We start from the raw sequence: 24,368 nt of genomic DNA on the forward strand, positions 1-24,368 counted from the left end.
GTCTCCGCCTCTGTGATCGGGCCCATTGTAGGGGTCGGCCCGGCAGGGGGATAATCCTTTCTCCGCCTTACCCCCTACCGGAGACGCCGCGCCATGCCTTATTCCCTTGAAGCCTTCATTGCCGATTGCCGTGCCGCGCTGCAGCACGATCCCGGCCCTGCCGGCCGTGAAGCGGTAAAGCAGCTGGTGGAACGGGCGACGAGCGATGCGCAATTCGTCGAAAGGAATATTCGCCCCGATCAGGAAAAGGAACGTCACCTGCTGTACGAAGATCCGGATCTGAAGTTCTGTGTGCTGGCCCACGTCTACCACGATGCCAAGGGCAGTTCACCGCATGATCACGGACCAAGCTGGGCCATCTACGGGCAGGCATCGGGCACGACCGACATGACCGACTACCGCATCCTTGAAAAGGCGCACGACGGCCAGCCCGGCAAGGCCGTTGTCATCCGCAACTATGCGCTGACGCCCGGCACCGCGTACGTCTACAACGAGGGCGACCTGCATGCCCCAAGCCGCTCGGGGCCGACGCGGCTGCTGCGCATCGAAGGCATCAATCTGCTGGGGGTGAAGCGCGACAAATACGAGGTGGTTCCAGGCTGACGCGCCCACCATCGTCCGTATGGATGACGGGACATTTGAACGGTTGGGGATACTCTGCGGTACCTCGTCGCGGCAGCCTGCCGCGGCAGTGGATAGAGCCCGATCCCCGCATGACAAGTCATAAAAAGTTCATCTTTCTGGGACTGGTATTTGCGGGGAGGACCACCGTCCAATCGAACAGGAATTTTTGTCATGCGCGCGATCAAGAAAGCCCGGAAGTACATTTCCGAACATCCCGAAAAGCAGGATGCCAAGACGCTGGCCAAGCTGGCCGTCGCCTTGCAGTCGAATGAAGATTTTCCCTTGCACGAGCTGTATGAGATGAAGCTCGACACCTTCGAGCTGGCACTGGAAGTCTTGAAGGACTGGCGGCTGGACCGCTACTACACCGGCAAGGAAAAGCTGGTGGAAGTGGCCACCGGCATCGGCGGCCATGAAGAGCACAGCGGCATCGTGATCGCGCAATAAGCGACTGGCTCAGTCAGCGCGGATGCCGAAGTCCTTGATGATCTTGCCGTACCGGGCGTCTTCGGCGGTGATGACGGCGCCCATCTGTTCCGGCGTACCGCCGGTGGGCAGGATGGCCAGTGCCTTCATGCGATCGGCCACGTCAGGCATTTTCAGGATGTCGTTGACGGCCAGGTTCACCTTCTGGACGACCTCGGGCGGCAGGCCGCGCGGACCGAGAATGGCCTGCCAGGCGCTGACTTCCACGTCTTTGTAGCCCAGCTCGGCAAAGGTCGGCACATCGGGCGCGAAGGGTGAGCGCACCTTGTCGGCCACTCCAAGCAGGCGGACCTTGCCGGTTGCCATGTACTGCGCGAGCGGGCCGATCGTCGAATACATGACCGGCACCTGGCCCCCGACGAGATCGACGATGGCGGGCGCGCTGCCTCGATACGGGATCTGCGTCAGCTTGATGCCCGCGGACCGGTCGAACAGTTCCGACAGGATATGCATGGGCGAGCCGCTGCCCGGGCTGGCGTAACTGGTGACCTTGCCCGCGCGGGCTTCTTTCACGACCTGGTCCACCGACTTCAGGCCGGCATGGTCGGCGCCCACCATGAACAGCGATTGGCGCCCGATTTCGGAGATGGGCGTGAAGTCGGTCTTGGCGTTGTACTCGCCGCCGCTGCCAGGCTTGAGCACATAGGGAACGATGGCCAGGGTGTTGGGCGCCACCAGCAGCGTGTAGCCGTCCGCGGAAGCACGGGCAACGTACGCGCTGCCGATCGACCCCGCCGCGCCGGCGCGGTTTTCCACGACGACCGGCTGACCCCATTTGGCGGCCAGCTTTTCGGCAATCCACCGCGCGATGACGTCGGTATCCCCCCGGCGGGATAGGCCACGACGATCCTGACCGGCTTGACGGGGTAGTCGGCTGCCTGGGCAGGCGCAGCCAGGGCAAGCAACGAAGCGATGGACAGTGCGATGGCACTTGCGAATGCTGTCCGCGGCGATACAGGATGTGAAGTTTTCATTGGGTGTCCTTGGTGGACAGGTCGGGATAACCTGCGACAGAGCGTATTGCCGTATACCCGCTTATATGAACTCTCTGTTCATATAATTTATGAAAAAATTATAAATTATTGCGCTCGATTCGTTGTGATGGTTTACCCGTGATCAGCTCACGACCAGCTTGCGCGGGTTTGGCGGAATCGACAAGGACTGGAAGTAGACGGCTTCGCCGCGCCGGTCGAAGGCCGAAATGTCCAGGGTGGCGCCCGCCGATCCCTTGGGAAGCTTCAGCAGCTTGCACACTGCCGGCGGAAACGCGCTGACCGACAGCTTTTCGGAAAAGCGCGTGGCGGGCCGCCGGTATTCGCGTTCCAGCAACTCCTTGATGTTGATGCCGCTCAGGGCATCCAGCGGAGAGTCATCGAGCAGGGGAAAGACGCCCCGCACGATGTACGCACGTGTGTAGACATCGAATTCGTTGTTGATCGAAAACATGCGTTCGATGCACACATGTTCGTCGCCCCGCAGATGGTCGCTCCATGCGCCCGTGCCGGTGACTACGCTTCGGCCCAGGATGCGCGAGTAGATCGGCAGGATCTCGCCCGACGCTTCGTCCAGAAACTTGCAGTGATAGAAAGGCGCGCGCATCGGCGCTTCCTTGTCGGCCACGAAGGTGCCCGATCCCTGCTTGCGCGTCAGCAGGCCGTCATCCACCAGCACGCTCAGCGCGCGCTGCACGGTGCCAAGACTGAACCCGCTCATTTTCACCAACACCTCTTCGGCCGGCAGCTTTTCGCTTTCGGTCAGGGTGGTATCGGCGATCGCGTCGGAGATGGCCTTGCGCAATTGCAAGTACTTGGGCAGGCCCGAACCAGCGTCGTTCTTCAGGCGGCCCGCGAGCCAGTTGGGGGCGGAGGTCATGGGCTGCATTCTACAAAACCGGATGCGAAGGAATGATTGACATGGGTTTTCTCAAGCCTATAATCCAAAGCACTATATAGGACTATAGTAATCGAGAGGAGACCTCGTGATCGTCGAAGAACGAACCTACACCTGCCATTGCGGCAAAGCCCTGCCCTATGTCCGTGCCTACGAAGCGGAAGGGCTGGCCATCCAGCGGCCCATCCTGGGCAACCTCGTCGGGTACTTCACCACGGAGATCGGCACGCTGAATCAGGTCGTGCACCTGTGGGCGTATGAAAGCCTGGCCGACCGCGCCGCGCGCCGCGCGACCCTGCTGCAGAACCCCGACTGGCAAGCCTATGCGGCCAAGGTCCAGCCCTTCGTGCTGACCCAGGAAAACCGCATCCTCGTGCCCGCGCCGTTTTCGCCGTGGGCCGATGGCCCCGCGTACTGAACCCCGCCATCCCCCTTACCCGCACTTCCTGTTCGAGAGCCCCACATGAAAATTACCGATGTCATCACCCACCAGTTGCTGGTCAATGTCGATGAGCCCTTTACCTCGTCGCGCGGCTGGTTCTACAAGACCAAGGGCGCGCTCGTCGTCGAGATCGTGACCGACGAAGGCGTCATTGGCTGGGGCGATTGTTATGGTCCGGCTGCGGTCAACAAGGCCATCGTCGACACCGTGCTGCGCGCGAGCCTGATCGGCCGCGACCCGTTCGATGTCGAAGTGATCTGGGAAGAGCTGTACAACAAGGTCAAGGACTACGGCCTGACCGGCATGACCATCTCGGCCATCAGCGGTGTGGACATCGCGTTGTGGGACATCATCGGCAAGGCGGTCGGCAAGCCCATCCACAAGCTGATCGGCGGCGCCTTCCGCACCGAACTGCAGGCGTATGCGACCGGCCTGTACTTCAAGGACATGGACCGCCTGAACGAGCAGGCCGTGGAAGAAGCGCGCGGCTATGTGGACCAGGGATTCAAAGCGATCAAGATGAAGATCGGCCTGGGGTCGCAGACCAGGGACATCGACCGCGTCGCGGCCGTGCGCGATGCGATCGGCAACGACATTCAATTGATGGTCGACGCCAACCATTGCTTCACGGTGCCGCAGGCCATCAACCTGGGCCGGGAACTGGAAAAGCTGGGCGTGCACTGGTTCGAAGAGCCGATCTCGCCCGAAGACCTGGATGGCTATGTCGAGGTCTCGCGCAAACTGGACATGGCGGTGGCCGGCGGCGAAAACGAGTTCACCAAGTTCAGCTTCCGCCGCATTCTGGAAAAGCGCGCGATGGACATCGTGCAGCCCGATGTATGCGCCGCGGGTGGCATTACCGAATGCAAGAAGATCGCCGCGCTGGCGCAGGCGCAGGCGATCCAGTGCGTGCCGCATGCGTGGGGCACGGCCATCGGCCTGGCCGCGACCATGCACTTCCTGGCGTCGTTGCCCAACACCCCGCCCTGCCTGGTGCCGCAGCCGCCCATGCTCGAGTACGAGCAGACCTTCAATCCGTTCCGCGACGAACTCAGCAGCACCACGCTGACGCATGTGGGCGGCATCGTGCATGTGCCGACCGGGCCGGGGCTCGGCATCGAGATCGACCGCGCCGTCCTCGACAAATACCGTGTCGCATAAGCCGGCATCAAGGAGATCCCGATGACCCGACCCGTGGTGCTCTGCACCTTGCCCATGCACCCGTCCGGCGACGCCATGCTTGCCGGCATCGCCGACATCATCGTCGCGCCCGATACGCAGGCGGATACGTTCCGCCGCATGGTGGGCGATGCCGACTATCTGCTGGTGCGCAACCATCTTCCGGCCGACCTGCTGGACCGGCCGCACCGCCTCAAGGGTATCGTGCGTAACGGCACGGGCCTGGACATGATCCCGGTGGCGGCCGCGACCGCGCAAGGCGTGCCAGTGGCCAACGTGCCCGGCGCCAATGCACAGGCCGTGGCCGAGTACGTGGTGGGCAGCCTGCTGCATGCCGCGCGTCGGTTCGGCGCCATCGACCGCAGCCTGCACGAAACCGACTGGGGCACTGCCCGGGCCTTGTCCGGCGCCACCTTCGAATGGTCGGGCAAGACGATAGGCATCGTGGGTGTCGGCGACATCGGCCGGCGCGTGGCGCGCATCTGCCATGACGGCCTGGGAATGAAGGTGCTGGGCTATCAGCCCAACGCCGCCGGCCTGCCCGATGACGTCGAGGCGGTGCCGCTGGAAGACCTGCTGGCGCGCAGTGACGCCGTGACGCTGCATTGCCCGCTGACGGACCAGACCCGGCACATGATCACGCTCGATCGCCTCAAGACCATGAAGCCGTCGGCATGGCTGGTCAATGCGGCGCGCGGCGAAGTGGTGGATGAACTGGCGTTGGCCGAGGCCTTGAATGCGGGCGTCATCGCCGGCGCGGCGATCGACGTCTATGCAGACCAGCCGCTGCGGCGCGACCACCCGCTGCTGACCGCGCGCAATGCGATGCTGACGCCGCACGTGGCGGCCCTGACCGAAGAAAGCTCGGTCAAGATGAGCGAGGGCGCAGCCCGTCAACTGGTGCAGCTGATCCGCGGCGAGCGGCCCACCCATCTCGTCAATCCGGAAACCTGGGACGGCGCGGCGGCTCGGCAGCATGCGAAGGAGGCCGCTGCATGATCAACGCCGACAGCAGTCTGAAGATCGCGCGCATCGAAGGGTTTGCGACCTCGTTTCCGGTCAAGCAGGGCGTGACCCTGGGCATCGGCCGCGCCGTCAAACGCGATGCATTGATCGTGAAGGTGACCACCGAAAGCGGCATCGTGGGTTGGGGCGAATCGCACCATGGCCGCTGCCCCGGCGCCATTGTTCAACTGATCAACACCACGCTGAAGCAACTGGTGCTGGGCATGGACGCGTCCGACGTGGTGGGCGTCTGGTCGCGCATCTATCAGCGGCAGCTGGCCAGCCATGGCATGGGCACGGCGTGCGCGCTCGCCATGAGCGGTATCGACCAGGCGCTGTGGGACATCCGCGGCAAGGCCGTGGGGTGGCCGCTGTACAAGTTGCTGGGCGGAAGCCGCAAGCCTTTGCCTGCCTACGCGGGCGGTATTTCGCTGGGCTTCCAGCCGCCGTCGGAACTGGTGGACGAGGTCGAGGCCCTGCGGGCGCAGGGATATCGCACCGTCAAGCTCCGCTTTGGCGACACGGCCAGGCGTGATATCGAACGCCTGACCGCCGTGCGGGAAGCATGTGGCGATGACCTGGGCATCATGGTCGATGCCAACACCGGCTACACGCTGGCCGACGTGCGCAAGGTCATGCCGGCGCTGGACGCGCTGGGCGTGTTGTGGCTGGAAGAGCCGTTCGCCCCGCACGATTACCGCAGCTACCTGGATGCGTCGCAGCTGGGCGCCGTGCCGCTGGCTGCCGGGGAAAACCACTTCACGCGCTTCGAATTCAACCGCCTGATTGCCGACGGCGCGGTGCAGGTGCTGCAGCCTGATCTGTCCAAGACAGGCGGGATCACCGAAGCCCTGCGGATTGCCGCGATGGCGTCCAGCGAGAAGCTGCAGATCCATCCGCACACGTCAGCCAGCGGGCTGAACATGTCCGCCAGCATCCATTTCCTGGCCGCCATCGACAACCCGGGTTACTTCGAGGCCGACGTCGCGAAAGAAAACCTGTTCCGCGATGCCCTGACCTCGCGCCCCGATCTGCTCGATGACAACGGCTGCGTCATGCCTGGCGACAAGCCCGGCCTGGGCGTGGACGTGGACGAAGACTTCTTGCGTGCCCATCCGGGCATCGAGGGACCGGCCTATGTGTGAGCCGGCATGACCTGACGCTTTTTGTTCCACCCCAACCAAAATGGCCCGACGAGGCCCCTGGAGGAGACGACGATGAACACCCGCATTCTGCTGACGGCCTGCCTGGCGCTGGCCACGCCCCTGACCGCCTTTGCGCAGGGCTATCCCAACAAGCCCATCCGCATCATTGTTCCTTACGTGGCGGGCGGCACCACCGACCTGCTGGCGCGCGCCGTGGGCCAGCGCCTGTCGGAACGCATGGGGCAGACGGTGGTGGTGGAAAACCGCCCCGGCGCCAACGGCATGATCGGCGCCGACGCGGTCGCCAAGGCCGCGCCTGACGGCTACACCCTGGGCATTGCATCGCCCGGCACCCATGCCGCCAACGCCAGCCTGTACAAGAACGTGACGTATGACACCATCAACGACTTCACGCCGATTTCCCTGGCCGTGTCGGCGCCGATGATCCTGATCGCGCATCCGTCGCTCAAGGTGCGCAACGTCAAGCAATTGGTCGAGAAGGCCAAGGCATCGCCCGGCGGCATCAGCTACGCGTCGGGCGGCGGCGGATCGTCGCAGCATCTGGCCATGGAACAGTTTGCGCACATGGCGGACATCAGCATGGTGCACGTCCCGTACAAGGGCTCATCCAACTCCTATACCGACTTGTTGGGGGGCCGCGTCGTGCTGGAGTTTGACGTGCTGCCTACCGCCATGCCGCATGTGAACAGCGGCAAGCTGCTGCCCTTGGCGGTGGCGTCGGCGCAGCGCCTGCCGTCCTTGCCGGACGTGCCGACCGTGGCCGAGTCTGGCGTGCCGGGATATGAGGCGACGTCGTGGTATGGCTTCGTCGGCCCGGCCAAGATGCCCAAGGACGTCTTGAGCAAGCTCAATACGGAGATCGTTGCGGCGTTGAAGGATCCTGGCATCCAAGAGACCCTGACCAAGGCCGGTGTGCTGATCGTGGCGAGTTCGCCCGATCAGTTCGCGGCGCATATCAAGTCGGAAATGGACAAGGCCGCGAAGATCATCCAGGTGGCGAATGTGAAGCCGGATTGATATCTGGCTGCAGCTTGCGCCACAGCGTGCTGCGGCTGATGCCCAGGCGGCGGGCGGCTTCGGCCTGGTTGCCGCCGCAGGCCGCCACCACGGCGCGCACGTGGCGGCGTTCCTGCTCGCGGGTCGAGGCGGCCAGCGCACGGGCCGGTGTGGAGCCGGCCACGTCCGCGTCCGGGTCCAGGTCCAGCAGGGACCGCATTTCCCGTGCACTGATCGGCCGGTCGAATTCGGCGCAGGCCAGCGCAATGCGCCGCGCAACGTTGTCGATTTCGCGCACGTTGCCAGGCCAGGTGTGGCCGGCCAGTCCTTCGGCAAGCACGTCCAGAACGGATGCCAGGTACGGTTCCACGCCCGCATCACGCAGGGCCGCGCCGACATAGTGGCGGGCCAGCGCATCGATGTCTTCCGGGCGATCGCGGAGGGGCGGAACGTCGATGCGAAGTACCGCGAGGCGGTAATACAGATCCTGTCTGAAGCTGCCTTCGCGCACCTTGGCCGCCAGGTCGCCATGGGTCGCGGCAATGATGCGCACGTCGACCGCGGTGGGCTGCACCGCACCGACGCGGGTGACCTCCCGTTCCTGCAGGACCCGCAGCAACCGCGTCTGCATCAGCAGCGGCAGTTCCGCGATCTCGTCAAGGAACAGCGTGCCGCGATGCGCGGCTTCGAACAGACCCGCCTTGCCGCTGCGGCGTGCGCCGGTGAACGCACCGTCTTCATACCCGAAGAACTCGCTTTCGATCAGGCTGTCGGTCAGCGCGCCGCAGTTGACCGCGACAAAGGCATGCGCCCGCCGCCGGCTGGCGTGATGGATGCCCTGCGCCAGCAATTCCTTGCCGACGCCGCTCGGTCCACGGATCAATACCGTGGCGTCGCTGCGAGCGGCAATGGTGTTGCAGCGCCTGACGACGGCCTGCATGGGCGGCGATGCCTGCACGATCTGCGCCAGCGTGTATCGCGTCGCGGGGGCCGGGCCTTGTCATGCGCCCGCAATTTGCGGAACGCGCTGGCGACGGCGGTTGCGGCGTGCAGGGTATAGGCAACGCCCGCGGGGCGGCCTTCGTCGAACAAGGCGACGGCGTCGACCGCCACGCTCTGCTGATCGAAGCGATGGACGTCCGACCGCCGCGACTCGCCGTGGACGAACAGCGATGCCGGGTCCAGCGGGGGAATGACGTCGCGCAGGGGACGGCCTAGCGCAACGCCAAGGCCGCGTCCGGTCAAGGTATCGGCCGCACGGTTGGCGGCCGTGATGCGCCCCTGAGTGTCGACGGCGATGACGCCTTCATCGAGATGGGCCAGCACCGACGACAGGGTGCGCTGTTGCGCCGCTTCACGGCGGCGCGCCACGACGCCTTGCACGGCATCTTCGATCGCCTGCGCAACCGAAGCGGCCGAATAGAGGAAGACGCCTGCCAGGCCGTGGTCGCGCGCCACGCGCATCGCCAGGCCTGCGCCGATAACGACCCGCACGCCTTGCTTTGCAAGCTTCTTCACGACATGGCGGGCTTCGGATTCGGTGTCGTAGGCGCGCACCTCCAGCTCGATGCCGAAGGTGGCCAGAAACGCGTCGATCTCGGCGGGTACCTCACGGTGCAGCAACAGCGCCATGCGTCCTGACAACTGGCGGGCCTGGGTCAAGGCGCGCATGACGTCATAGCCGCCAACCCGTACGGTCACGACCGGCAGGTTGAATGTGGCCCGCAAGTAATCGGCATTTGCGCCTGCGCTCAGCAGCACGTCGCAGTGCGCATGATGCAGCCGCTGGCGGATCTTGTCGGCGGCGCCCTCGAAGTGGTCGTCAATGATCTGGACACGTGCGCGGCCGGCAAATGCGGGCGCGGAAAGCGCAATGAGTTCGGCCAGGTCGAACGCGCTGACGCCCCATATGTCGACGGGAGCAGACGGCGCAAGGTCCGGTTCGGAGGTCATGGGGATGTGCATCAGGCATCGTACCGCGGCGTTGCAGGCTTGGACATACCGTGCCAGAGATGAAACACCGGCCGGTCTGCGGAACATAAAAAACGCTTTTTCATCAATGACTTATGGAAGGTTCTGGCCTGGCACCGCGCTTGCATTGTCAGGGTCCGCTGACAAGAACGGAGACATGCATGCAACGCCGCACCTTCCTGAAAACAACCGCCGCCGCCCTGGCCGCACCTTCCCTTGCCGCGTCCGCTGACGGCCCGGGGCGCTACCCTTCGCGGCCGATCACCCTGATCGTTGCCTATGTGGCCGGGGGAAGTACCGATCAACGCGCCCGCCAGCTGGCCCGTTTCATGGCGTCCGCGCTTGGACAACCCGTGATCGTCGAGAACCGGCCGGGCGCCAATGGCAACATCGGCACGGATGCCGTCGCGCGCGCCGAACCCGATGGCTACACGATAGGCATGGGCAACCTGGCGCCGCTTGCCGTCAACCCGGCGCTATATCGCAAAACGTCGTTCGACCCGATTACGCAGCTCTCGCTGATTGCGTTGATCGAACGCGGACCGCTGATGCTGATGGTCCCGGCGGAATCGAGCTATCGCACCGTGGCGGATCTGCTGGAAGGCGGACGCCGCAAGCCGGGCGGGCTGTCCTACGGGTCCAGCGGCACGGGAAGCGCGCATCATCTGTCGGGCGAGCTCTTGCGATCGATGACCAAAACCGACCTTGTCCATATTCCCTACAAGGGTGGCGCTGCCGCCGTGGTGGCGTTGATGGGCAATCAGCTGGACTTCGTTTTCGAGCCGATGTATTCCGCCATGCCTTCCATGAAGTCAGGAAGGTTGCGCGCCCTGGCCATCACCAGCGAGCACCGATCGCCGGTCGCGCCCGGGATCCCGACGATGGCGGAAGCGGGGCTTCCAGGCTTTCATATCGAGAACTGGCAAGGCCTGATCGGGCCGGCGGGCATGCCCCCTGCGACCGTGCAGGTGTTGAATGCAACCCTTAACCGCGCATTGGCCGATCGGGACATCCGCGCGCAGATGCTTGCCCAGGGCAACGAAATAGGAGGCGGGTCGCCGGAGCAGTTCGCGGCGTTCGTCAAGACAGAATCCGAGCGATGGCGCGCCGTCATCGCCGCCAATGGAATCCAACCGGAATGACTACCATGCGTGCCATCACCATCGCTGCCTACGGCGGCCCCGAGGTCCTGCAATGGCGCAGCGACGCGCCCGTCCCAGTACCGGGCGCCAACGACGTGCTGGTGCGGGTCGCCTGCGCCGGCATCAACTTCATGGACATCCACACGCGGCAGGGCAAGTATGCCCAGTCACGGACCTACCCGGTACGACTGCCGTGCACGCTGGGCATGGAAGGCGCAGGAGAGGTCGTTGCGATCGGCAACGAGGTGCGCCATCTGGCCGTCGGTGACCGGGTCGCCTGGTGCATCGCGTGGGGCAGCTATGCCGAGTACGCGGCGATTCCGGCGGCGTCTGCCGCGCGTATCGCGCCCGACGTTCCCTATGACCTGGCCGCCGCGTCCATGTTCCAGGGCTGCACCGCGCATTACCTGGTCGAAGACGTCGCGCGCCTGCAGGCAGGCAATACGTGCCTGGTCCATGCGGCATCCGGCAGTATTGGCCAGATCCTCATCCAGATGGCCAAGGCGCGCGGCGCCATGGTGTTCGCCACTGCCAGCACCGACGACAAACGCGCCGTTGCGTGGGCCTGCGGCGCGGATCACGTGATGGGTTATGACGACGGGCGTTTTGCCGATACGGTCCGCGAGGCCGCGCGCGGCGAGGGCGTCGACGTGGTGTTCGACTCGCTTGGAAAGTCCACGCTGCGCGACAGCATGCGGGCCGCGCGCGTCAGCGGCCTGATCGTCAATTACGGCAATGTGTCGGGGTCGGTGCGGGATCTCGATCCGATCGAACTGGGGGAAGCGGGATCCTTGTTCCTGACCCGCCCCCGGCTGGCGGACCACATGCGGGGCGCGGCCATCGTGCAACGCCGCGCCGATGCCGTGTTCGGCGCGCTGCGCGAGGGCACGCTGCGGATCGACGTGGCCGCGCGTTATACGCTGGACGATGTCCGCGCGGCGCACGCGCGCATCGAAAACAGGGAACAGGTGGGCAAGGCCGTCGTGATGCTGGAGCGGTAACAGCTGGGCGGCAAGGACGTCCTGCCTGGGCGGATCCGGTCCTGGCCGCGCAAGTCGGCTCGCGCTACCTGGGCGCCGTCCGCAACACGAACTCCGTGATCTCGGACGGCACGCCCAGGCGCACCGGAAACCCATTCCACAGCCCGGTGCCGTTGCTGACATACAGCGTCATGCCGCCCATGTCGTACCTGCCGGACACCACGCCGCCGTTGGCCTGCTTCACGATCAGGTCGAAACCGCGGATCATGCCGCCGTGCGTGTGCCCGGAAAGTTGCAGACCGACACCCGCGGCGGCGTTGCGCAGCATGTCGACCGGGCGGTGGCTCAGCAGCACGACGGGCGCGCCGGCAGGAACACCGCTCATTGCGCGGCTGAGGTCGGGCGCGTTGTCCAGACCGAAGCGGGTCGCGACCATGTCCGTCACGGCGGCCACGTACAGCGCCTTGCCCGGCTCGCCAATGACCGCGTGTTCATTCACGAGCACCCGCATGCCCAGCCGCTGGAACTCGGCCGTCCATTCCGGCGCGCCGAAGTAGTACTCGTGATTGCCCAGGCTGGTGATGACGCCGTGGCGTGCCTTCAGGTCCGACAAAGGCTGAATGTCCGCGCGGCGCGCATCCACCTTCCCGTCGATCAGGTCACCCGTGATGACGACCAGGTCGGGCGACAGTGCATTGGTGCGTGCCACGACCTGGGCCGCCCATTCCGCATTCATCAGCCGCTGCAGGTGCAGGTCGGTCAGTTGCACCATCCTGAACCCGTCCAGTTCCGGTGGAAGGTTGCGGATCGCAACTTCCACGCGGCGCACGTCGGGCACTTGTAGCGCCTGCTGTACGCCGATGGCCGATAGCAACAACGCACCGATCATGACCGCGTACCGGCCGCGCGTGCGGGACGTTCGCGCCACAACGCGCCCCTTGCGGACTGCCCACACAGCGAGCAGCCCGACGTCGAACAGCGCGGTCAGGATGATCATCAGGAAGAATGCGACGAACAGCCATCCCATGCCGAGCACCAAGGGCCGCGGCATTTCGGGCGAGTACATCGTTCCGAAGGTCCAGATCTGCAGCAGGTGGTATTTCGAGATCACCAGCAGCACGATGGCCAACGCCGCGCGTTTTCGCACGGACCATGGCAATGGCAGCACCACGCGCAGCACGACGTAGAGATAGACGATCAGCAGGTTGATGTGGAACACAGCGGGAAAGCCTGAAGGCGGGAACGGCAGTGATCATACCCGTCGGATGTGGCAGGCTCGCGCTGCGCGTCGTTACCGGCCGCGCTTTTATTTTCGCGCTCGTAGCGACGTCACCGTGGCTCCAGGTGAGAGCGCCTCGCCGCTGACCTGCAATTCAATGAGCGCCGGCCCTTGCGCCGCCCTGGCGCGTTGCAGCGCTTCTGGAAAATCGGCGGTGCGTGTCACGGTCTCGCCATGTGCGCCATACGATCGGGCAAGCGCGGCGAAGTCAGGGTTGGTGAGCGCGGTTCCCCACACATTGCCAGGGTAGTGCCGTTCCTGATGCATGCGGATGCTGCCATACATACCGTTGTTGACGACGATGATGAGAACCTTCAGACCGTACTGCACTGCCGTCGCCAGTTCCTGCCCGCTCATCAGGAAACATCCATCGCCCGCGAAGCAAAGTGCGGTGCGTTCGGGGTGCACCAGCTTTGCCGCAATCGCTGCCGGAAGACCATATCCCATCGTGCCGCTGGTCGGTGCGAGCTGGGTGCGCAGGCCGCGATACCGCCAGAATCGCTGGACCCACAAGGTGTAATTGCCCGCGCCATTGCTCACGATGGTGTCGGGTGGCAAGGTATCGCGCAGATGCATCATCACCTGGCCCAAGTCGACGTCACCGGGCATTGCGGCGGGCGGTTCGATGTGGTGAAGCTGGTCGGCCCGCGCCGACCGGGTCCAGTCGGCCCACGGAACCGGCCGGCAAGGGGCGAGCACCCGCGCGGCGCTGGCAAACGCGGGCATGGAGGCGTTCACGGGCACATCCGCGTGGTAGACGTGGCCGAGCTCGTTTGGGTCCGGGTGCACGTGCACGAGCCGCTGCTGTGGACGCGGCACATCCAACAGGGCATACCCCTGCGTCGACGTTTCACCCAGCCGCGCGCCCACCGCAAGAATCAGGTCCGCGTCCCGGATGCGTCGGGCAATCGCGGGGTCCATGCCCAGCCCGGCTTCGCCAATGTAATGGTCGTCATGGTTGTCGATCAGGTCCTGTCGGCGGAATGCGCAGGCCACCGGAAGGTCGAATCGATGCGCAAAGGCGGTCAGATCGGCGCATGCCTCGCGCGTCCAGCCGCCGCCTCCCAGAACCACGAGTGGCCGCTGGGCCTGGTCAAGCTCGCGCAGTACCGCGTCCATCGATTCCGGCAACGGCGCGGCGCTGCTTCGGCGATACCGCGGCGCGTCGGCGACTTCGGCGGTGTCGGTCAGCATGTCTTCGGGCAGTGCCAGGACGACCGGCCCCGGACGCCCGGATGTCGCGACATGGAACGCGCGGCTGATGTACTCGGGCAGGCGGCGCGCGTCATCCACTTGATCGACCCATTTGGCGATATGGCCGAACATGTGCCGGTAGTCGATCTCCTGCCAAGCTTCGCGGCTGGTGGCGTCGCGGCCGACCTGTCCGACAAAGACGATGAGCGGCGTGGAGTCCTGCCTTGCGGTATGGATGGCAATGCTGGCGTTGGTCGAGCCCGGGCCCCGGGTCACGAAGCAGATGCCGGGTTCGCCGGTCAGCTTGGCGTGGGCTTCCGCCATGTGCGCGGCGCCGCCCTCTTGACGGCACACGACAAGGCGAAGCGTATCGCGCACCTGATACAGCGCGTCGAGCACGGCAAGATAGCTTTCGCCAGGCACGCAATAGGCCGTATCGACGCCGTGGCCGACAAGCGCGTCCACCAGGATGCGGCCGCCGGTCCGTGCAGGAATGGATGGAAGGGTCATAAGGGGTCTCTCGATCAGGAAAGGGGTTCGTAGCGTGCAAGCCAGTCGATGCCTAGCTCCCGCACGTCGGGGCAACCCAGCAGCGCCAGGTCGACGTCGATCTCGTGCCGAAGCAGGGACAGCGCCCGGGCGACGCCGGCATAACCACCCGCAGCCAGTCCATACATGGCTGGCCGGCCCATGAAGACGGCATGCGCGCCCAGCGCCAGCGCTTTCAGCACGTCGGTGCCCCGCCGTACGCCGCCGTCAAGGAGCACCGTCAAACCCGGTGCGGCAGCGACGATGGCGGGCAGGACGTCCAGCGGCGCCACGGCGCCATCGAGCTGGCGGCCACCATGGTTCGATACGAAGATGCCATCGGCGCCGATCCTCTGCGCAGCAACGGCATCCTCGGGGCGGAGGATGCCTTTGATGAGCAAGCGGCCCGGCCAGCGGTCACGGATGCGCCGGATGTCTTCCCACGTCATCGCGGCGCGGCCGGCCCGGTGGTCGCCTTTGGCCGCGGTGATGATGCGGCCGCCGCGGGTCGCCGTGAAGTTCTCGAATCGGGGAATGCCTTGCCGGTAGAGCGTGCGCAGGAACGTGCCGGCCAGCCAGCGAGGCCGTGCCGCGCCGCCGAGCATCAGCCGCGGCGTCAGTCGCAGTGGCAGGCTGAATCCATTGCGCAGTTCGTTTTCACGTGTCGAGGCGATCTGGACGTCGACGGTCACAACAAGCACGCCCACACCCGCGGCGCCAAGGCGATTCAGAAGCGGATCGATGACCGCGGGTTGTGCGGGCAGATAGGCTTGATACCAGGTACCAGGCGCCTCGCGCATGACTCGTTCCAGCGGAATCGTGGATGCCGCGCTCAGTACCGAAGGAACACCGGCCTGCGCCGCCGCCCGTGCGAGAGCCACATCTCCATCGAAGCAACACAGTCCCGACACCCCCATGGGCGCAATGCCGATCGGTGATGTGTACGAGACCCCGAACAGCGACGTCGCCTGCGATCGCACCGACACATCGACCAGCGGCCGCGTCAGGAAACGCCAACGCTGGAACGCCGCCCGGTTGGCAACGAGAGATGCCTGGTCTTCGGAGCCGCCGCTGACGTAGCCAAAGATGCTTGGGGGCAGGCGGCTGCGCGCGGCGGCCTCAAGATCCGCAAGGGATAGGGACGAGGCAAGCCGCATGGCCGATCACTTTCCGGTGAACGTTGGCGCGCGTTTGCCGTGGAAGGCTTCGACGCCTTCGCGGAAATCGTCTGAACTGCGCAGCCGGCTGTAGCAATGCCCTTCGAGTTCGATCGAGACCGCCAGGGTCGAGTCTTCCGTGTCGTTGAGCAGCTTCTTGGCGGTGCGCTGCGCCAGCGGCGAGAACACCCGAAGTTCGTCGACCAGGCGATCCGTCGCGGCTTCCAGCTCGGCGTCGGCCACGCATTCGGTCGCCACGCCCCACTCGTAGGCCTGCTGGCCGGCAATGCGCCGCGAGCGCATGACGATGTCCTTCGTGCGCGTGATACCTACCATTTTCTGCAGCCGGGCCGATCCGCCAGACCCGGGAATCTGGCCGAGTTTCTGTTCGGGCAATGCATATCGTGTCGTGTCGGTGACGAGGCGGAAATCGCAGGCCAGCGAGATCTCGAAACCGACGCCAAAGCAGAAGCCGCGATTGGCTGCAATGACCGGTTTGCTGCAACGTGCCGGGGCGGCAATGTTCCAGGCGAGTTTCGACACATGTTCGGGAGAGGCGTCGAGGAAGCCGCGAATGTCTCCTCCACTCGAGAAGTGCTCGCCTTCCGCCCGCAGCACGATGACGCGCACGTCGGGGTGCTCGTCCAGCGCTTCGAAAACCAGCCGCAACTGTTCGCGCTGGCGCATGGAGATGATGTTGAAGGGCGGCCGGGCGAGCACGATGTCGGCGCGCTGTCTCGTTGCCGAAACCTCGACACGGAAGCCGTCGAGGGTCTCGAGGAGGTGATGCGCGGGATGCGGAAGTGAAGCCATGGCTGTCTCTTGAAAAAAGGAATGAAAAACGAATGCGGATGGCGTATCGGACTACGACGCGCGTTCAAGGAAATTGGCGCGGCCGGCGGGATCGATCACGGCGTCGAGATCGACGCCGTCTTCTCCCGGTACGCGCACCTTCGTGAATACGTGTTCGTGATAGACGACGGGCCGGGTGGCGTCGAGGCCCATCTTGGCGCTGACGCCTTGAAGATGCGCGGGCGGCACGCCCTCGCTGAAGTCCAGCCCGACCGTCGTGGAAGGATCGAGTACCGAGCCTTGCGCGCCGGCAATGACCACGAGATCGCGGTCCGCCTGGAAGCGGGTTGCGACGGCCCATTCCACCTGCAGCGGATCGTGCACTTCGACATCGTCATCGACCACGATCACTTGCTTGATGTCGTAGTGCGCACCGAACGCGGCGCAGATCACGTTCTTGGCCTGCCCTTCGTGTGTCTTGCGGATCTTCACGTGCAGGTGATAGCGGCCGACGCCGCCGATGGCCAGATGGACGTCCAGCACATTGGAGAAGCTCCGTTGCAGATAGGCAAGCAAGGTGGCCTCGCGCGGAATGGAGCCGAGCAGCAGATGCTCCATTTCGGCGGGGATGATGGTATGGAAGATGGGATCCGTCCGGTGCGTAATGGCGTCCACCTGGATCACTTCGCGGTATTCGCGGGCACTGTAGTACTTGGGAAATTCCCCGAAGGGCCCTTCGGCATCGCGCTCCTTGGGCAGGATGCGTCCTTCGATCACGATCTCGCCGTGCGCGGGCACCCGGACGTCATGCGTCAGGCACTTGACCACGTCCAGTGGCGCCCCGTGCAAGGCACCGGCGATCTCTAGCTCGTCCGCATCGATGGGGGCAATGGCCTGGGACGCAAGCAAGGTCAACGGGTCCACCCCGATGACGATGGCGACATCCAGCGCCTGGTTGCGCGCCTCGGCTTCCTTGTAGAAGGCCAGCAGATGACGCGGCAGCATCAGAATGGCCATTCTCTGTTTGTCATGAACCTGGATGCGATTGATCGACACGTTCTGCACCCCCGTGACCGGATTGCGGGCGATGACCAGGCCGGCCGTGATGTAGGGGCCGCTGTCATGCTCGCTGTGGGTGGGAACGGGAAGGACTTCCAGAACGTCCACGTCGCGATGGACGACTTGCTGGCAAGGCGCGGTGCCGTCGGACCATTCCTTCCATGCAAGCGGATGTTCGGCCGCATCGCGAAAGTGCGCGAGCAGTTCCGATTCGGAGACGCCGACGGCTTCGGCGATCCAGGCGCGTTTGGCCATGAAGCCCGAAATGACCGGCATGGCATGGCCGCCCGGCCGCGGAAAGTACGCCGCCTTCTGGCCATCGAGCCGTTTGGCGATGGCGGCCAGGGCGTGCTGCAGCGGAACGCCTTCCCGCATCACGGCCACGCGGCCGGTCGTTTCAAGGTGAGCCAGCCACTGGCGCAGGTCGGTGCAGGGTGCGCGGCGCGAGCCGGCGTAGGTGTCGGAGGAAGTCATCGAAGGTCTGCCAGGAAAAGGGGGGCGGTTGCGGAATGATGCCGGTCAGGCCGGCGGCCCGCCGGTATCGGTCTGCACGACGTATTCGCCGGCAATGAGCTTGCGCCTCAGGATCTTTCCCACCGGCGACTTGGGTATTTCCGCCACGAACACATACTCGCGCGGGCGTTTGAAGTTGGGCAGGTCGGATCCGCGGCAATGCTGGTCCAGGACGCTGGCGTCAAGCGCGTCGTGGCCATTGCGCGTCACGAAGGCGACCACCCGCTGTCCCCAGCGCTCGTCGGACAATCCCGCCACCGCGACTTCGCCCACGCCCGGGCACAGGGAGATCACCGACTCGATATCCACCGGCGAGATGTTTTCGCCGCCGCTGATGATCATGTCGTCGACCCGGCCCGTCACGTACAGATCGCCGTCTTTGTCGAGATAGCCGATATCGCCGGTGTAGTACCAGCCGTCGCGCAGGGCCTTGGCATTGGCGTCGGGCCGGTTCCAGTAGCCCTCGAAGGCTTCGTCGCCACGCAGGTCGACAATGACCTGGCCTTCTTCACCGGGCGCGGCAACGTCGTCGGCGTTGCGGGCCGTGAGCGTGACGATGCGCAGCCGGGTGTTGAAACCGGCGCGTCCGGCGCTTCCTGGCTTGCGGACCGCGTCGGGGTCGATCGACACGGTGTAGACCTCGGATGACCCATAGTGATTGACGAACAGCTCAGGCTCGAACACCCGTTGCAGGCGCTGCAGCAGCGCGTCGTGCATGGGTGCCCCGGCAAAGCCCAGGCGGGTGACCGAGGCGACGTCGGATGCCGGCTGGTCCGCGCGGCCGGCCCGTTGCCGGCAGGCCAGCATGTCGTGGTACAGGGTCGGCACGAGGTACAGGCAAGTGATGCGTTCTTGTTCGATCAGCGCAAGCGCGCGATGCGTGTCGAAGCGCGGCATGCAGACGAAGGTGCCGTCCACCAGGGCCATTGCAAGCAGCGAACGCACGCCCATGGTGTGATACAGCGGCATCACGCCCAACGTCCGTTCCGACCGTCGATACAGATTCTGCGCGACGTGGGCCAGGGCGGCGGCGCGCTCCTGGCGATGCCGCCGTGGCACGCCTTTGGCCGGCCCGTCGTGCCCGAGGTGTAAAGCATCAACGAGACGTCATCGGCGTCGGCCAATGACCCTCGCAGGGGCGGGGCCGCCGACAGCAGGTCATCCCACCGCAACGTGGCAACGCCTTCAGCGAGCGCGCCGATGCCCACGCGCGGCAGCGGCCTGGCCTGTTCGCTGTCCCGGGTGGCCGCTTCGCTCACGCCTTCGAAGAACAGGGCCTTGGCGCCCGCATCGGTCACGCAGTAGTCGATCTCTTCGGCTTTGGCGCGCCAGTTCAGGGGCACGAGCACGACGCCGGCCAATTGGCAGGCCCAGTGCAGCGTGGCGGCCTCGTTGCGGTTCTGCAGCACCGACACCACGCGGTCGCCGCGTCCCAGGCCAAGCGAGGCCATGCCGGCAGCCGCGCGGGCCACGTGGCCATGCCACTGCAGATACGTGTAGCGGACCCCGTCGTCCACGAGAGCAAGCGCGTGCGGGCTGCGCTCGACACTTTGAAGAAAGGTGGTTCCTAGATCGAGCATGTCAGGCTTCCGGGAAGGATGGAACGGATGAAAGGGCTCGAGAGCGTCGTTGCGCGGCGGTCTCAAGCACGGCGCGGACGATGGGCGTATAGCCGGTGCAGCGGCACAGGTGGCCGGACAGCATGTCGCGCACCTCGGCTTCGCTGGGATCGGGCTTGCGTCGCAGGTAGTCGTCGCAAGACATCAGGATGCCGGCGGTACAGAAGCCGCATTGCAGGGCGTGATGGCGCTTGAAGGCGTCCTGCAGGTCCGACATCGGACCGTCCGCATCGCACAGGCCTTCGACCGTGGCAAGCTCGCGTCCTTCCGCCTGGACGGCCAGCGTCATGCAGGACCGCACGGCCACGCCGTCCAGCTGGACGGTGCAGGCCCCGCAGACCCCGTGTTCGCATCCGACGTGCGTGCCGGTCGCGCCCAGCGAATCGCGGATGAAATCCGACAGCAGGGTGCGGGTCTCGCACGGCGCGCCGCGCGAGGTGCCGTTGAGCCGCAGGCGCACGGTGTGCAGGGCGTCGCGGGCAAGGGTGTCGGTCATGCGGTGGTCTCCGTCACGCGTTGGATGACTTGGGCGCCCAGGCGCCGGACGAGATGGCGGCGATAGATCGCGGTGGCATGCGCGTCGCCTTGCGCATCGAGGTCCCATGCGAAATCGTTGATTGCGCTGGTCAGCGCGTCGCCGCGCAGGTCCGCTGGCAATCGAAGGAGGCGAGGGCGATCGGCAACGCCACCCACCGCCAGGCGCAGTTCCTTGCCGGTGGTCACCGCGGCGGCCGACACGATGGCGAAGTCGCCGTGGCGGGCCGAGAACTCCGTGAATGCGTATCGCTGGCCGGGCACCGCCAACGGAAACCGGACTTCGGCCAGCAGTTCATCGGGCGCGCGCGCCGTCATCAGCATCCCCTGGAAGAAGTCCGCGGCCGGCAGCGTGCGGCGCCGGGCCGCGCTGCGCAGCACCACCTCGCCGTCGAGGGCCAGCAGCACCAGCGGCAGTTCCGCGCTGGGATCGGCATGCGCGATCGATCCGCACACCGTGCCGCGATTGCGGATCTGGAAATGGGAGATGAAGGGGAAGGCTTGCGCTAGGAGCGGGACATCGCGCGCCAGATCAGGCCGCCATTCCACGCTGGCCTGGGTGGTTGCCGCGCCAATCGCCAGCTTGCCCTGCTCCACGCGGATGTAGTCCAGGTCTGGCGTGCGGGAGATGTCGATCAGCACGCCGGGCTGCGCGAGCCGCATGTTCAGCGCGGCCATCAGCGACTGCCCGCCCGCCAGGATGCGCGCATCGCTACCCAACGAGGTCAGGAGTCTGGCGGCTTCGTCGGCGCTCCCTGCGCGCACGTAGTCGAACGCTGCGGGTTTCATCGCATCACTCCCATGCGTCGCAGGATCCGGCGCCATCCCTGTCGCGGCGCCGGCGCGGCAGGGCCGCCCGCCTGCTTGCCAAGTTGTTCGAACAGTTGCCGCAGCACGATCTTGGCGGCGCCGTCCAGCATCCGGCCGCCGACCGCGGCGACCTTGCCGGACACCTGCGCCTCGTAGTCATAGCTCAGGAGCGTGCCGTCGGCATGGGCGGTGAGCGTGACCAGTCCACTGCCCTTGGCCGCGCCCACGCTCGACAGGCCGGATCCGGCCAGCCTGAGCCGATGCGGCGCCTCGATATCGCTGAGCGCGATGTCGGCCGCATAGCGCGCCTTGATCATGCCCACGCCTATCGTCACGTCCGCCCGGTATTGGTTCGGACCGACGGTCTCCAGGGCATTGCAGCCCGGGATCACCCGGGCAAGCGCCACCGGGTCCAGCAACACCGCGAACACTGCTTCGGGAGACGCCGCAAGCACGATGTCGCCTTTCGCGGACAAGGTCTTGCCCGAGCCCGTGGCCGATGCGGTGGTCGCCGGCGCCGTTGCCTTTGCTGCCGTGTCCCCCGTCCCGTCAGGACGGCCCGGCGGATCTTCCATGCCGAGCAGCGCCATGACACGCGAAGGCGTCAGCGGCAGAACGATGTCGTCGCAACCCAATGCGTCGGCAACGGCGTTCGCGATACAGGGTGGAGTGCTCATGTTGTTGCCTTCGCCCAGCCCCTTGGCGCCCAGCGGCGTGAAAGGGCTGGGCGTTTCCATGTGCAGGATGACCGGATCGGGCACTTCGCACGTGGTCGGGACCAGATAGTCGGCGAAGGTGCCGGACTGGAAACTGCCATCGGCGCCGTAGCGGAACTCTTCCATCAGCGCCGCGCCCAGTCCCTGCGCAAAGGCGCCGCGTATCTGGCCATCGGCCAACGCCGGGTTCAGCAGCGTCCCGGCATCGTGGGTAGTGACGTACCGGTCGATACGGATGCGGCCGGTATCGCGATCGATTTCCACCGCGCACATATCGAAGGCGAAGCCATAGGCGGCAGACGTGTTCACGCGATCCTGGCCGTCCGGCGGGGTCAGTTGCGGCGGTGTCCAGAAGGCGGTTTCGCGCAGGCCGGGCCCGGTGCCTTCGGGCAGCAGGCTAGGCGCCCAATGCGGGCTGGCTGCGAGGCGCGCGAAGGGAAAGCTGGGGTCCGCCGCGCCCCGCGCGTGGATCTTGCCGCCCGCGAAGACGACGTCCGCGGCGGCGCAGCCCAGCGACACCGCGGCGATGCCTGCGAGCTTGTCGCGCAGGCGCATGCTGGCAAGGTGCAGCGTGCCCGCGACCGCGCCCGCGAACCGGCTCGAATAGTTGCCGGCGGCAACCGACCAGGCGTCCTTGCTCGTATCGAATTCGACGTTGACGGATACCTCGGACGGGTCGAGGCCGAACACGTCCGCAACGACCTGGGCGCAGACGGTGCGGTGGCCCTGCCCGGCGGGCGCCGATGCAATGACCACGCTCAATCCGCCCAGGGGATCGATGCCCACCGTGGCGGCCGCGATCGCGCCATTCTTGGCGCCGGCGCGTGCGCGCTGTTCACGGGGCATCACGGTCGTGATGTAACCCATGTTGGACACGGACGGCTCGACGATCGCCGCAAAGCCGATGCCATACAGACGACCTTCCGAACGCGCCGCGGCCTGGCGTGCGCGCAGTTCGTCCAGTCCCCCTTCGCGAACGGACAGCGCCAGCGCGCCGGTGTAATCGCCCGAATCGATCAGCGCGCCCGCCGCCGCGCGATACGGAAAGGCATCGCTGCGAATGAAGTTGCGCCGATAGACATCGAGCACATCCAGGCCCAGCTCCACCGATATCCGTTGCACCAGCCGTTCCAGCACGAAGTACACCTGCGGGCCGCCGAATCCTCGCACCAGGCCCGTCGGCGTCTTGTTGGTCAGTACCACGCGGTTGCGGACGCGCAGATGCTCGATCGCATAGGCGCCGGTCAGGCAGCCGTGCATACGGTAGAAGGTGGCAGGTTCCGGAGCGCGCAGGTAGGCGCCGCAGTCATCGAACTGGTCGAGCGACAGAGCGGTGATGCGGCCGTCGGCGGCCACGGCGGCTTCGGCATGGCACAGCCTTCCGGTGGCGGATGTGGCCGCCGTCAGATGTTCGAGCCGGTCTTCGACCCACTTCACCGGCGCCCCCGCTTTCCTGGCGGCCAGGCACATCAGCACCGCCGGCGCCATGACGGCCTGCTTGACGCCGAAGCTGCCGCCCGAATCGGCGAACGTGCGGTGGCGCAGCCGGTTGCCGGGCACCTTGAGCGCCATGGCCATGACCGTGTGCAACGAGAACGGGCCCATGAAGTTGGACTGGATGTCGTAGCCGTCCTGCTCCGAAATGAATTCGGCAATGACGACGGCGGTTTCTATCGGTGTGCACGAGTTGCGGGGATAGCGCGCCGTGAGCTGGATGCGATGCGCGGCTTTCGCGAACGCCGTGTCAGGATCGCCGTAGCGGAAGCTGCGGTCGCTGACGACGTTGCTGCCAACCTTGCCGTGCAGCACGGGTGCATCCGCGGCGACGGCGCTGTCGATGTCGACGACCACGGGCAGCGTGTCGTACTCGGCGGTCACGGTATCGAGCGCGTCTTCCGCAAGGTAGCGGCTTTCGGCAATGACGACGGCGACCGGTTCGCCCACGTAGCGCACGGTGTCGGTCGCCAGCGCCCACAATTCCATGGGCTGCTTGACTCCGACGATGAACGGCTTCGACCAGCGCTGTACGTCGGCGCCCGTCAGAACGGCACGCACGCCAGGCATGCGTTCCGCACGCTCCGCATGCACGGCAAGCAGACGCGCATGGGCGTGCGGCGACCGCAGGATGGCGGCATGCAGGGTATCGCCCCGAACGGGAGCGTCGTCGCCGAAGCGCCCGCGCCCGGTCAGCAGGGCGCGATCCTCGACCCGTTCCAGCGGGCGGCCCAGATGGGGGCGAGGGTTCCGCGTATCGGCGTTGGCAAGCGCGTGGTTCATGGTCATGCC

General features: G+C 65.7%; 21 protein-coding genes and 1 pseudogene. 9 read left to right on the forward strand and 13 right to left on the reverse strand.

Features of this window, described 5'->3' with window-relative positions; genetic code table 11:
• The first annotated feature begins 93 nt into the window (after nt 1-93).
• Together ACNANG_RS12085 and ACNANG_RS12090 are read left to right on the forward strand one after the other, a co-directional pair.
• Nucleotides 94-603, forward strand: a complete 510-nt coding sequence (locus tag ACNANG_RS12085; protein ID WP_420227369.1) for a hypothetical protein — start codon at nt 94-96, stop codon at nt 601-603.
• 192 nt (nt 604-795) lie between these two features.
• Nucleotides 796-1,071 carry a hypothetical protein gene (locus ACNANG_RS12090; protein WP_420227370.1) on the forward strand — a complete coding sequence of 92 codons (276 nt, stop codon included), beginning with the start codon at nt 796-798 and terminating at the stop codon, nt 1,069-1,071.
• 9 nt (nt 1,072-1,080) lie between these two features.
• On the opposite strand, the gene ACNANG_RS12095 is transcribed toward ACNANG_RS12090, so the two are convergent.
• The gene (locus ACNANG_RS12095; protein ID WP_420227371.1) at nt 1,081-1,866 is read right to left on the reverse strand and encodes a Bug family tripartite tricarboxylate transporter substrate binding protein; all 786 of its coding nucleotides are present in this window, start codon (nt 1,864-1,866) and stop codon (nt 1,081-1,083) included.
• Between the two features lie 360 nt (nt 1,867-2,226).
• Nucleotides 2,227-2,982 carry a GntR family transcriptional regulator gene (locus ACNANG_RS12100; RefSeq protein WP_420227372.1) on the reverse strand — a complete coding sequence of 252 codons (756 nt, stop codon included), beginning with the start codon at nt 2,980-2,982 and terminating at the stop codon, nt 2,227-2,229.
• A gap of 106 nt (nt 2,983-3,088) precedes the next feature.
• Between ACNANG_RS12100 and ACNANG_RS12105 the strand changes: the two genes are divergently transcribed.
• The 5 genes from ACNANG_RS12105 to ACNANG_RS12125 all read left to right on the forward strand — a co-directional run bounded on the left by ACNANG_RS12105 (nt 3,089) and on the right by ACNANG_RS12125 (nt 7,809).
• The gene (locus tag ACNANG_RS12105) at nt 3,089-3,418 is read left to right on the forward strand and encodes an NIPSNAP family protein (RefSeq protein WP_420227373.1); all 330 of its coding nucleotides are present in this window, start codon (nt 3,089-3,091) and stop codon (nt 3,416-3,418) included.
• A gap of 45 nt (nt 3,419-3,463) precedes the next feature.
• Nucleotides 3,464-4,603, forward strand: a complete 1,140-nt coding sequence (locus ACNANG_RS12110) for a mandelate racemase/muconate lactonizing enzyme family protein (protein WP_420227374.1) — start codon at nt 3,464-3,466, stop codon at nt 4,601-4,603.
• Between the two features lie 21 nt (nt 4,604-4,624).
• Nucleotides 4,625-5,620, forward strand: a complete 996-nt coding sequence (locus tag ACNANG_RS12115; RefSeq protein ID WP_420227375.1) for a hydroxyacid dehydrogenase — start codon at nt 4,625-4,627, stop codon at nt 5,618-5,620.
• Complete coding sequence (locus ACNANG_RS12120; protein ID WP_420227376.1) at nt 5,617-6,771, forward strand: mandelate racemase/muconate lactonizing enzyme family protein; 1,155 nt, start codon at nt 5,617-5,619, stop codon at nt 6,769-6,771. Before ACNANG_RS12115 ends, ACNANG_RS12120 begins: the two co-directional genes overlap by 4 nt.
• 72 nt (nt 6,772-6,843) lie before the next feature.
• Complete coding sequence (locus ACNANG_RS12125) at nt 6,844-7,809, forward strand: Bug family tripartite tricarboxylate transporter substrate binding protein (protein ID WP_420227377.1); 966 nt, start codon at nt 6,844-6,846, stop codon at nt 7,807-7,809.
• On the opposite strand, the gene ACNANG_RS12130 is transcribed toward ACNANG_RS12125, so the two are convergent.
• Nucleotides 7,778-8,728 (reverse strand): sigma-54 interaction domain-containing protein, encoded by a 951-nt coding sequence (locus tag ACNANG_RS12130; protein WP_420227378.1) that lies wholly within the window; start codon nt 8,726-8,728, stop codon nt 7,778-7,780. The genes ACNANG_RS12125 and ACNANG_RS12130 overlap by 32 nt on opposite strands.
• A complete protein-coding gene (locus ACNANG_RS12135; protein ID WP_420227379.1) occupies nt 8,668-9,741 on the reverse strand; it encodes a PrpR N-terminal domain-containing protein in 1,074 nt (357 codons plus the stop codon). The genes ACNANG_RS12130 and ACNANG_RS12135 overlap by 61 nt, the downstream gene beginning before the upstream one ends.
• Nucleotides 9,742-9,920: 179 nt before the next feature.
• Here ACNANG_RS12135 and ACNANG_RS12140 point away from each other — a divergent pair, with 179 nt between their 5' ends.
• Both ACNANG_RS12140 and ACNANG_RS12145 read left to right on the forward strand, forming a co-directional pair.
• Nucleotides 9,921-10,901 (forward strand): Bug family tripartite tricarboxylate transporter substrate binding protein, encoded by a 981-nt coding sequence (locus ACNANG_RS12140; protein WP_420227380.1) that lies wholly within the window; start codon nt 9,921-9,923, stop codon nt 10,899-10,901.
• A gap of 5 nt (nt 10,902-10,906) precedes the next feature.
• Nucleotides 10,907-11,902: a quinone oxidoreductase family protein gene (locus tag ACNANG_RS12145; protein WP_420227381.1), complete on the forward strand. Its 996-nt coding sequence runs from the start codon at nt 10,907-10,909 to the stop codon at nt 11,900-11,902.
• Between the two features lie 64 nt (nt 11,903-11,966).
• Here ACNANG_RS12145 and ACNANG_RS12150 read toward each other — a convergent pair whose 3' ends face one another.
• The 9 genes and pseudogenes from ACNANG_RS12150 to ACNANG_RS12190 form a co-directional block, all read right to left on the reverse strand.
• Complete coding sequence (locus ACNANG_RS12150) at nt 11,967-13,100, reverse strand: metallophosphoesterase (protein ID WP_420227382.1); 1,134 nt, start codon at nt 13,098-13,100, stop codon at nt 11,967-11,969.
• A gap of 87 nt (nt 13,101-13,187) precedes the next feature.
• A complete protein-coding gene (locus ACNANG_RS12155; protein ID WP_420227383.1) occupies nt 13,188-14,864 on the reverse strand; it encodes a thiamine pyrophosphate-binding protein in 1,677 nt (558 codons plus the stop codon).
• 14 nt (nt 14,865-14,878) lie between these two features.
• Nucleotides 14,879-16,039 carry an alpha-hydroxy acid oxidase gene (locus ACNANG_RS12160; protein WP_420227384.1) on the reverse strand — a complete coding sequence of 387 codons (1,161 nt, stop codon included), beginning with the start codon at nt 16,037-16,039 and terminating at the stop codon, nt 14,879-14,881.
• 6 nt (nt 16,040-16,045) lie between these two features.
• Nucleotides 16,046-16,852, reverse strand: coding sequence for an enoyl-CoA hydratase/isomerase family protein (locus ACNANG_RS12165; RefSeq protein WP_420227385.1), 807 nt, complete (start codon nt 16,850-16,852; stop codon nt 16,046-16,048).
• A gap of 51 nt (nt 16,853-16,903) precedes the next feature.
• Nucleotides 16,904-18,364: a UbiD family decarboxylase gene (locus ACNANG_RS12170; protein ID WP_420227386.1), complete on the reverse strand. Its 1,461-nt coding sequence runs from the start codon at nt 18,362-18,364 to the stop codon at nt 16,904-16,906.
• Between the two features lie 45 nt (nt 18,365-18,409).
• Nucleotides 18,410-19,983, reverse strand: a pseudogene (locus ACNANG_RS12175) (AMP-binding protein).
• Nucleotide 19,984: 1 nt separating this feature from the next.
• A complete protein-coding gene (locus ACNANG_RS12180; protein ID WP_420227387.1) occupies nt 19,985-20,518 on the reverse strand; it encodes a (2Fe-2S)-binding protein in 534 nt (177 codons plus the stop codon).
• The gene (locus ACNANG_RS12185) at nt 20,515-21,345 is read right to left on the reverse strand and encodes an FAD binding domain-containing protein (RefSeq protein ID WP_420227388.1); all 831 of its coding nucleotides are present in this window, start codon (nt 21,343-21,345) and stop codon (nt 20,515-20,517) included. Before ACNANG_RS12185 ends, ACNANG_RS12180 begins: the two co-directional genes overlap by 4 nt.
• Nucleotides 21,342-24,359, reverse strand: a complete 3,018-nt coding sequence (locus ACNANG_RS12190; RefSeq protein WP_420227389.1) for a xanthine dehydrogenase family protein molybdopterin-binding subunit — start codon at nt 24,357-24,359, stop codon at nt 21,342-21,344. Before ACNANG_RS12190 ends, ACNANG_RS12185 begins: the two co-directional genes overlap by 4 nt.
• Nucleotides 24,360-24,368 lie beyond the last annotated feature (9 nt).

Origin of the sequence: Pigmentiphaga litoralis, assembly GCF_048632615.1 — a bacterium.
Lineage (GTDB): Bacteria > Pseudomonadota > Gammaproteobacteria > Burkholderiales > Burkholderiaceae_B > Pigmentiphaga > Pigmentiphaga litoralis_B.

What these genes read in the sequence shown, in the direction of transcription:
- ACNANG_RS12125 (WP_420227377.1), top strand. Translation starts at nt 6,844, where the DNA reads ATGAACACCCGCATTCTGCTGACGGCCTGCCTGGCGCTGGCCACGCCC.
- ACNANG_RS12180 (WP_420227387.1), bottom strand. Translation starts at nt 20,518, where the DNA reads ATGACCGACACCCTTGCCCGCGACGCCCTGCACACCGTGCGCCTGCGG.
- ACNANG_RS12140 (WP_420227380.1), top strand. Translation starts at nt 9,921, where the DNA reads ATGCAACGCCGCACCTTCCTGAAAACAACCGCCGCCGCCCTGGCCGCA.
- ACNANG_RS12115 (WP_420227375.1), top strand. Translation starts at nt 4,625, where the DNA reads ATGACCCGACCCGTGGTGCTCTGCACCTTGCCCATGCACCCGTCCGGC.
- ACNANG_RS12135 (WP_420227379.1), bottom strand. Translation starts at nt 9,741, where the DNA reads ATGACCTCCGAACCGGACCTTGCGCCGTCTGCTCCCGTCGACATATGG.
- ACNANG_RS12100 (WP_420227372.1), bottom strand. Translation starts at nt 2,982, where the DNA reads ATGACCTCCGCCCCCAACTGGCTCGCGGGCCGCCTGAAGAACGACGCT.
- ACNANG_RS12145 (WP_420227381.1), top strand. Translation starts at nt 10,907, where the DNA reads ATGCGTGCCATCACCATCGCTGCCTACGGCGGCCCCGAGGTCCTGCAA.
- ACNANG_RS12130 (WP_420227378.1), bottom strand. Translation starts at nt 8,728, where the DNA reads ATGCAGGCCGTCGTCAGGCGCTGCAACACCATTGCCGCTCGCAGCGAC.
- ACNANG_RS12155 (WP_420227383.1), bottom strand. Translation starts at nt 14,864, where the DNA reads ATGACCCTTCCATCCATTCCTGCACGGACCGGCGGCCGCATCCTGGTG.
- ACNANG_RS12165 (WP_420227385.1), bottom strand. Translation starts at nt 16,852, where the DNA reads ATGGCTTCACTTCCGCATCCCGCGCATCACCTCCTCGAGACCCTCGAC.
- ACNANG_RS12110 (WP_420227374.1), top strand. Translation starts at nt 3,464, where the DNA reads ATGAAAATTACCGATGTCATCACCCACCAGTTGCTGGTCAATGTCGAT.
- ACNANG_RS12190 (WP_420227389.1), bottom strand. Translation starts at nt 24,359, where the DNA reads ATGAACCACGCGCTTGCCAACGCCGATACGCGGAACCCTCGCCCCCAT.
- ACNANG_RS12170 (WP_420227386.1), bottom strand. Translation starts at nt 18,364, where the DNA reads ATGACTTCCTCCGACACCTACGCCGGCTCGCGCCGCGCACCCTGCACC.
- ACNANG_RS12160 (WP_420227384.1), bottom strand. Translation starts at nt 16,039, where the DNA reads ATGCGGCTTGCCTCGTCCCTATCCCTTGCGGATCTTGAGGCCGCCGCG.
- ACNANG_RS12085 (WP_420227369.1), top strand. Translation starts at nt 94, where the DNA reads ATGCCTTATTCCCTTGAAGCCTTCATTGCCGATTGCCGTGCCGCGCTG.
- ACNANG_RS12120 (WP_420227376.1), top strand. Translation starts at nt 5,617, where the DNA reads ATGATCAACGCCGACAGCAGTCTGAAGATCGCGCGCATCGAAGGGTTT.
- ACNANG_RS12185 (WP_420227388.1), bottom strand. Translation starts at nt 21,345, where the DNA reads ATGAAACCCGCAGCGTTCGACTACGTGCGCGCAGGGAGCGCCGACGAA.
- ACNANG_RS12090 (WP_420227370.1), top strand. Translation starts at nt 796, where the DNA reads ATGCGCGCGATCAAGAAAGCCCGGAAGTACATTTCCGAACATCCCGAA.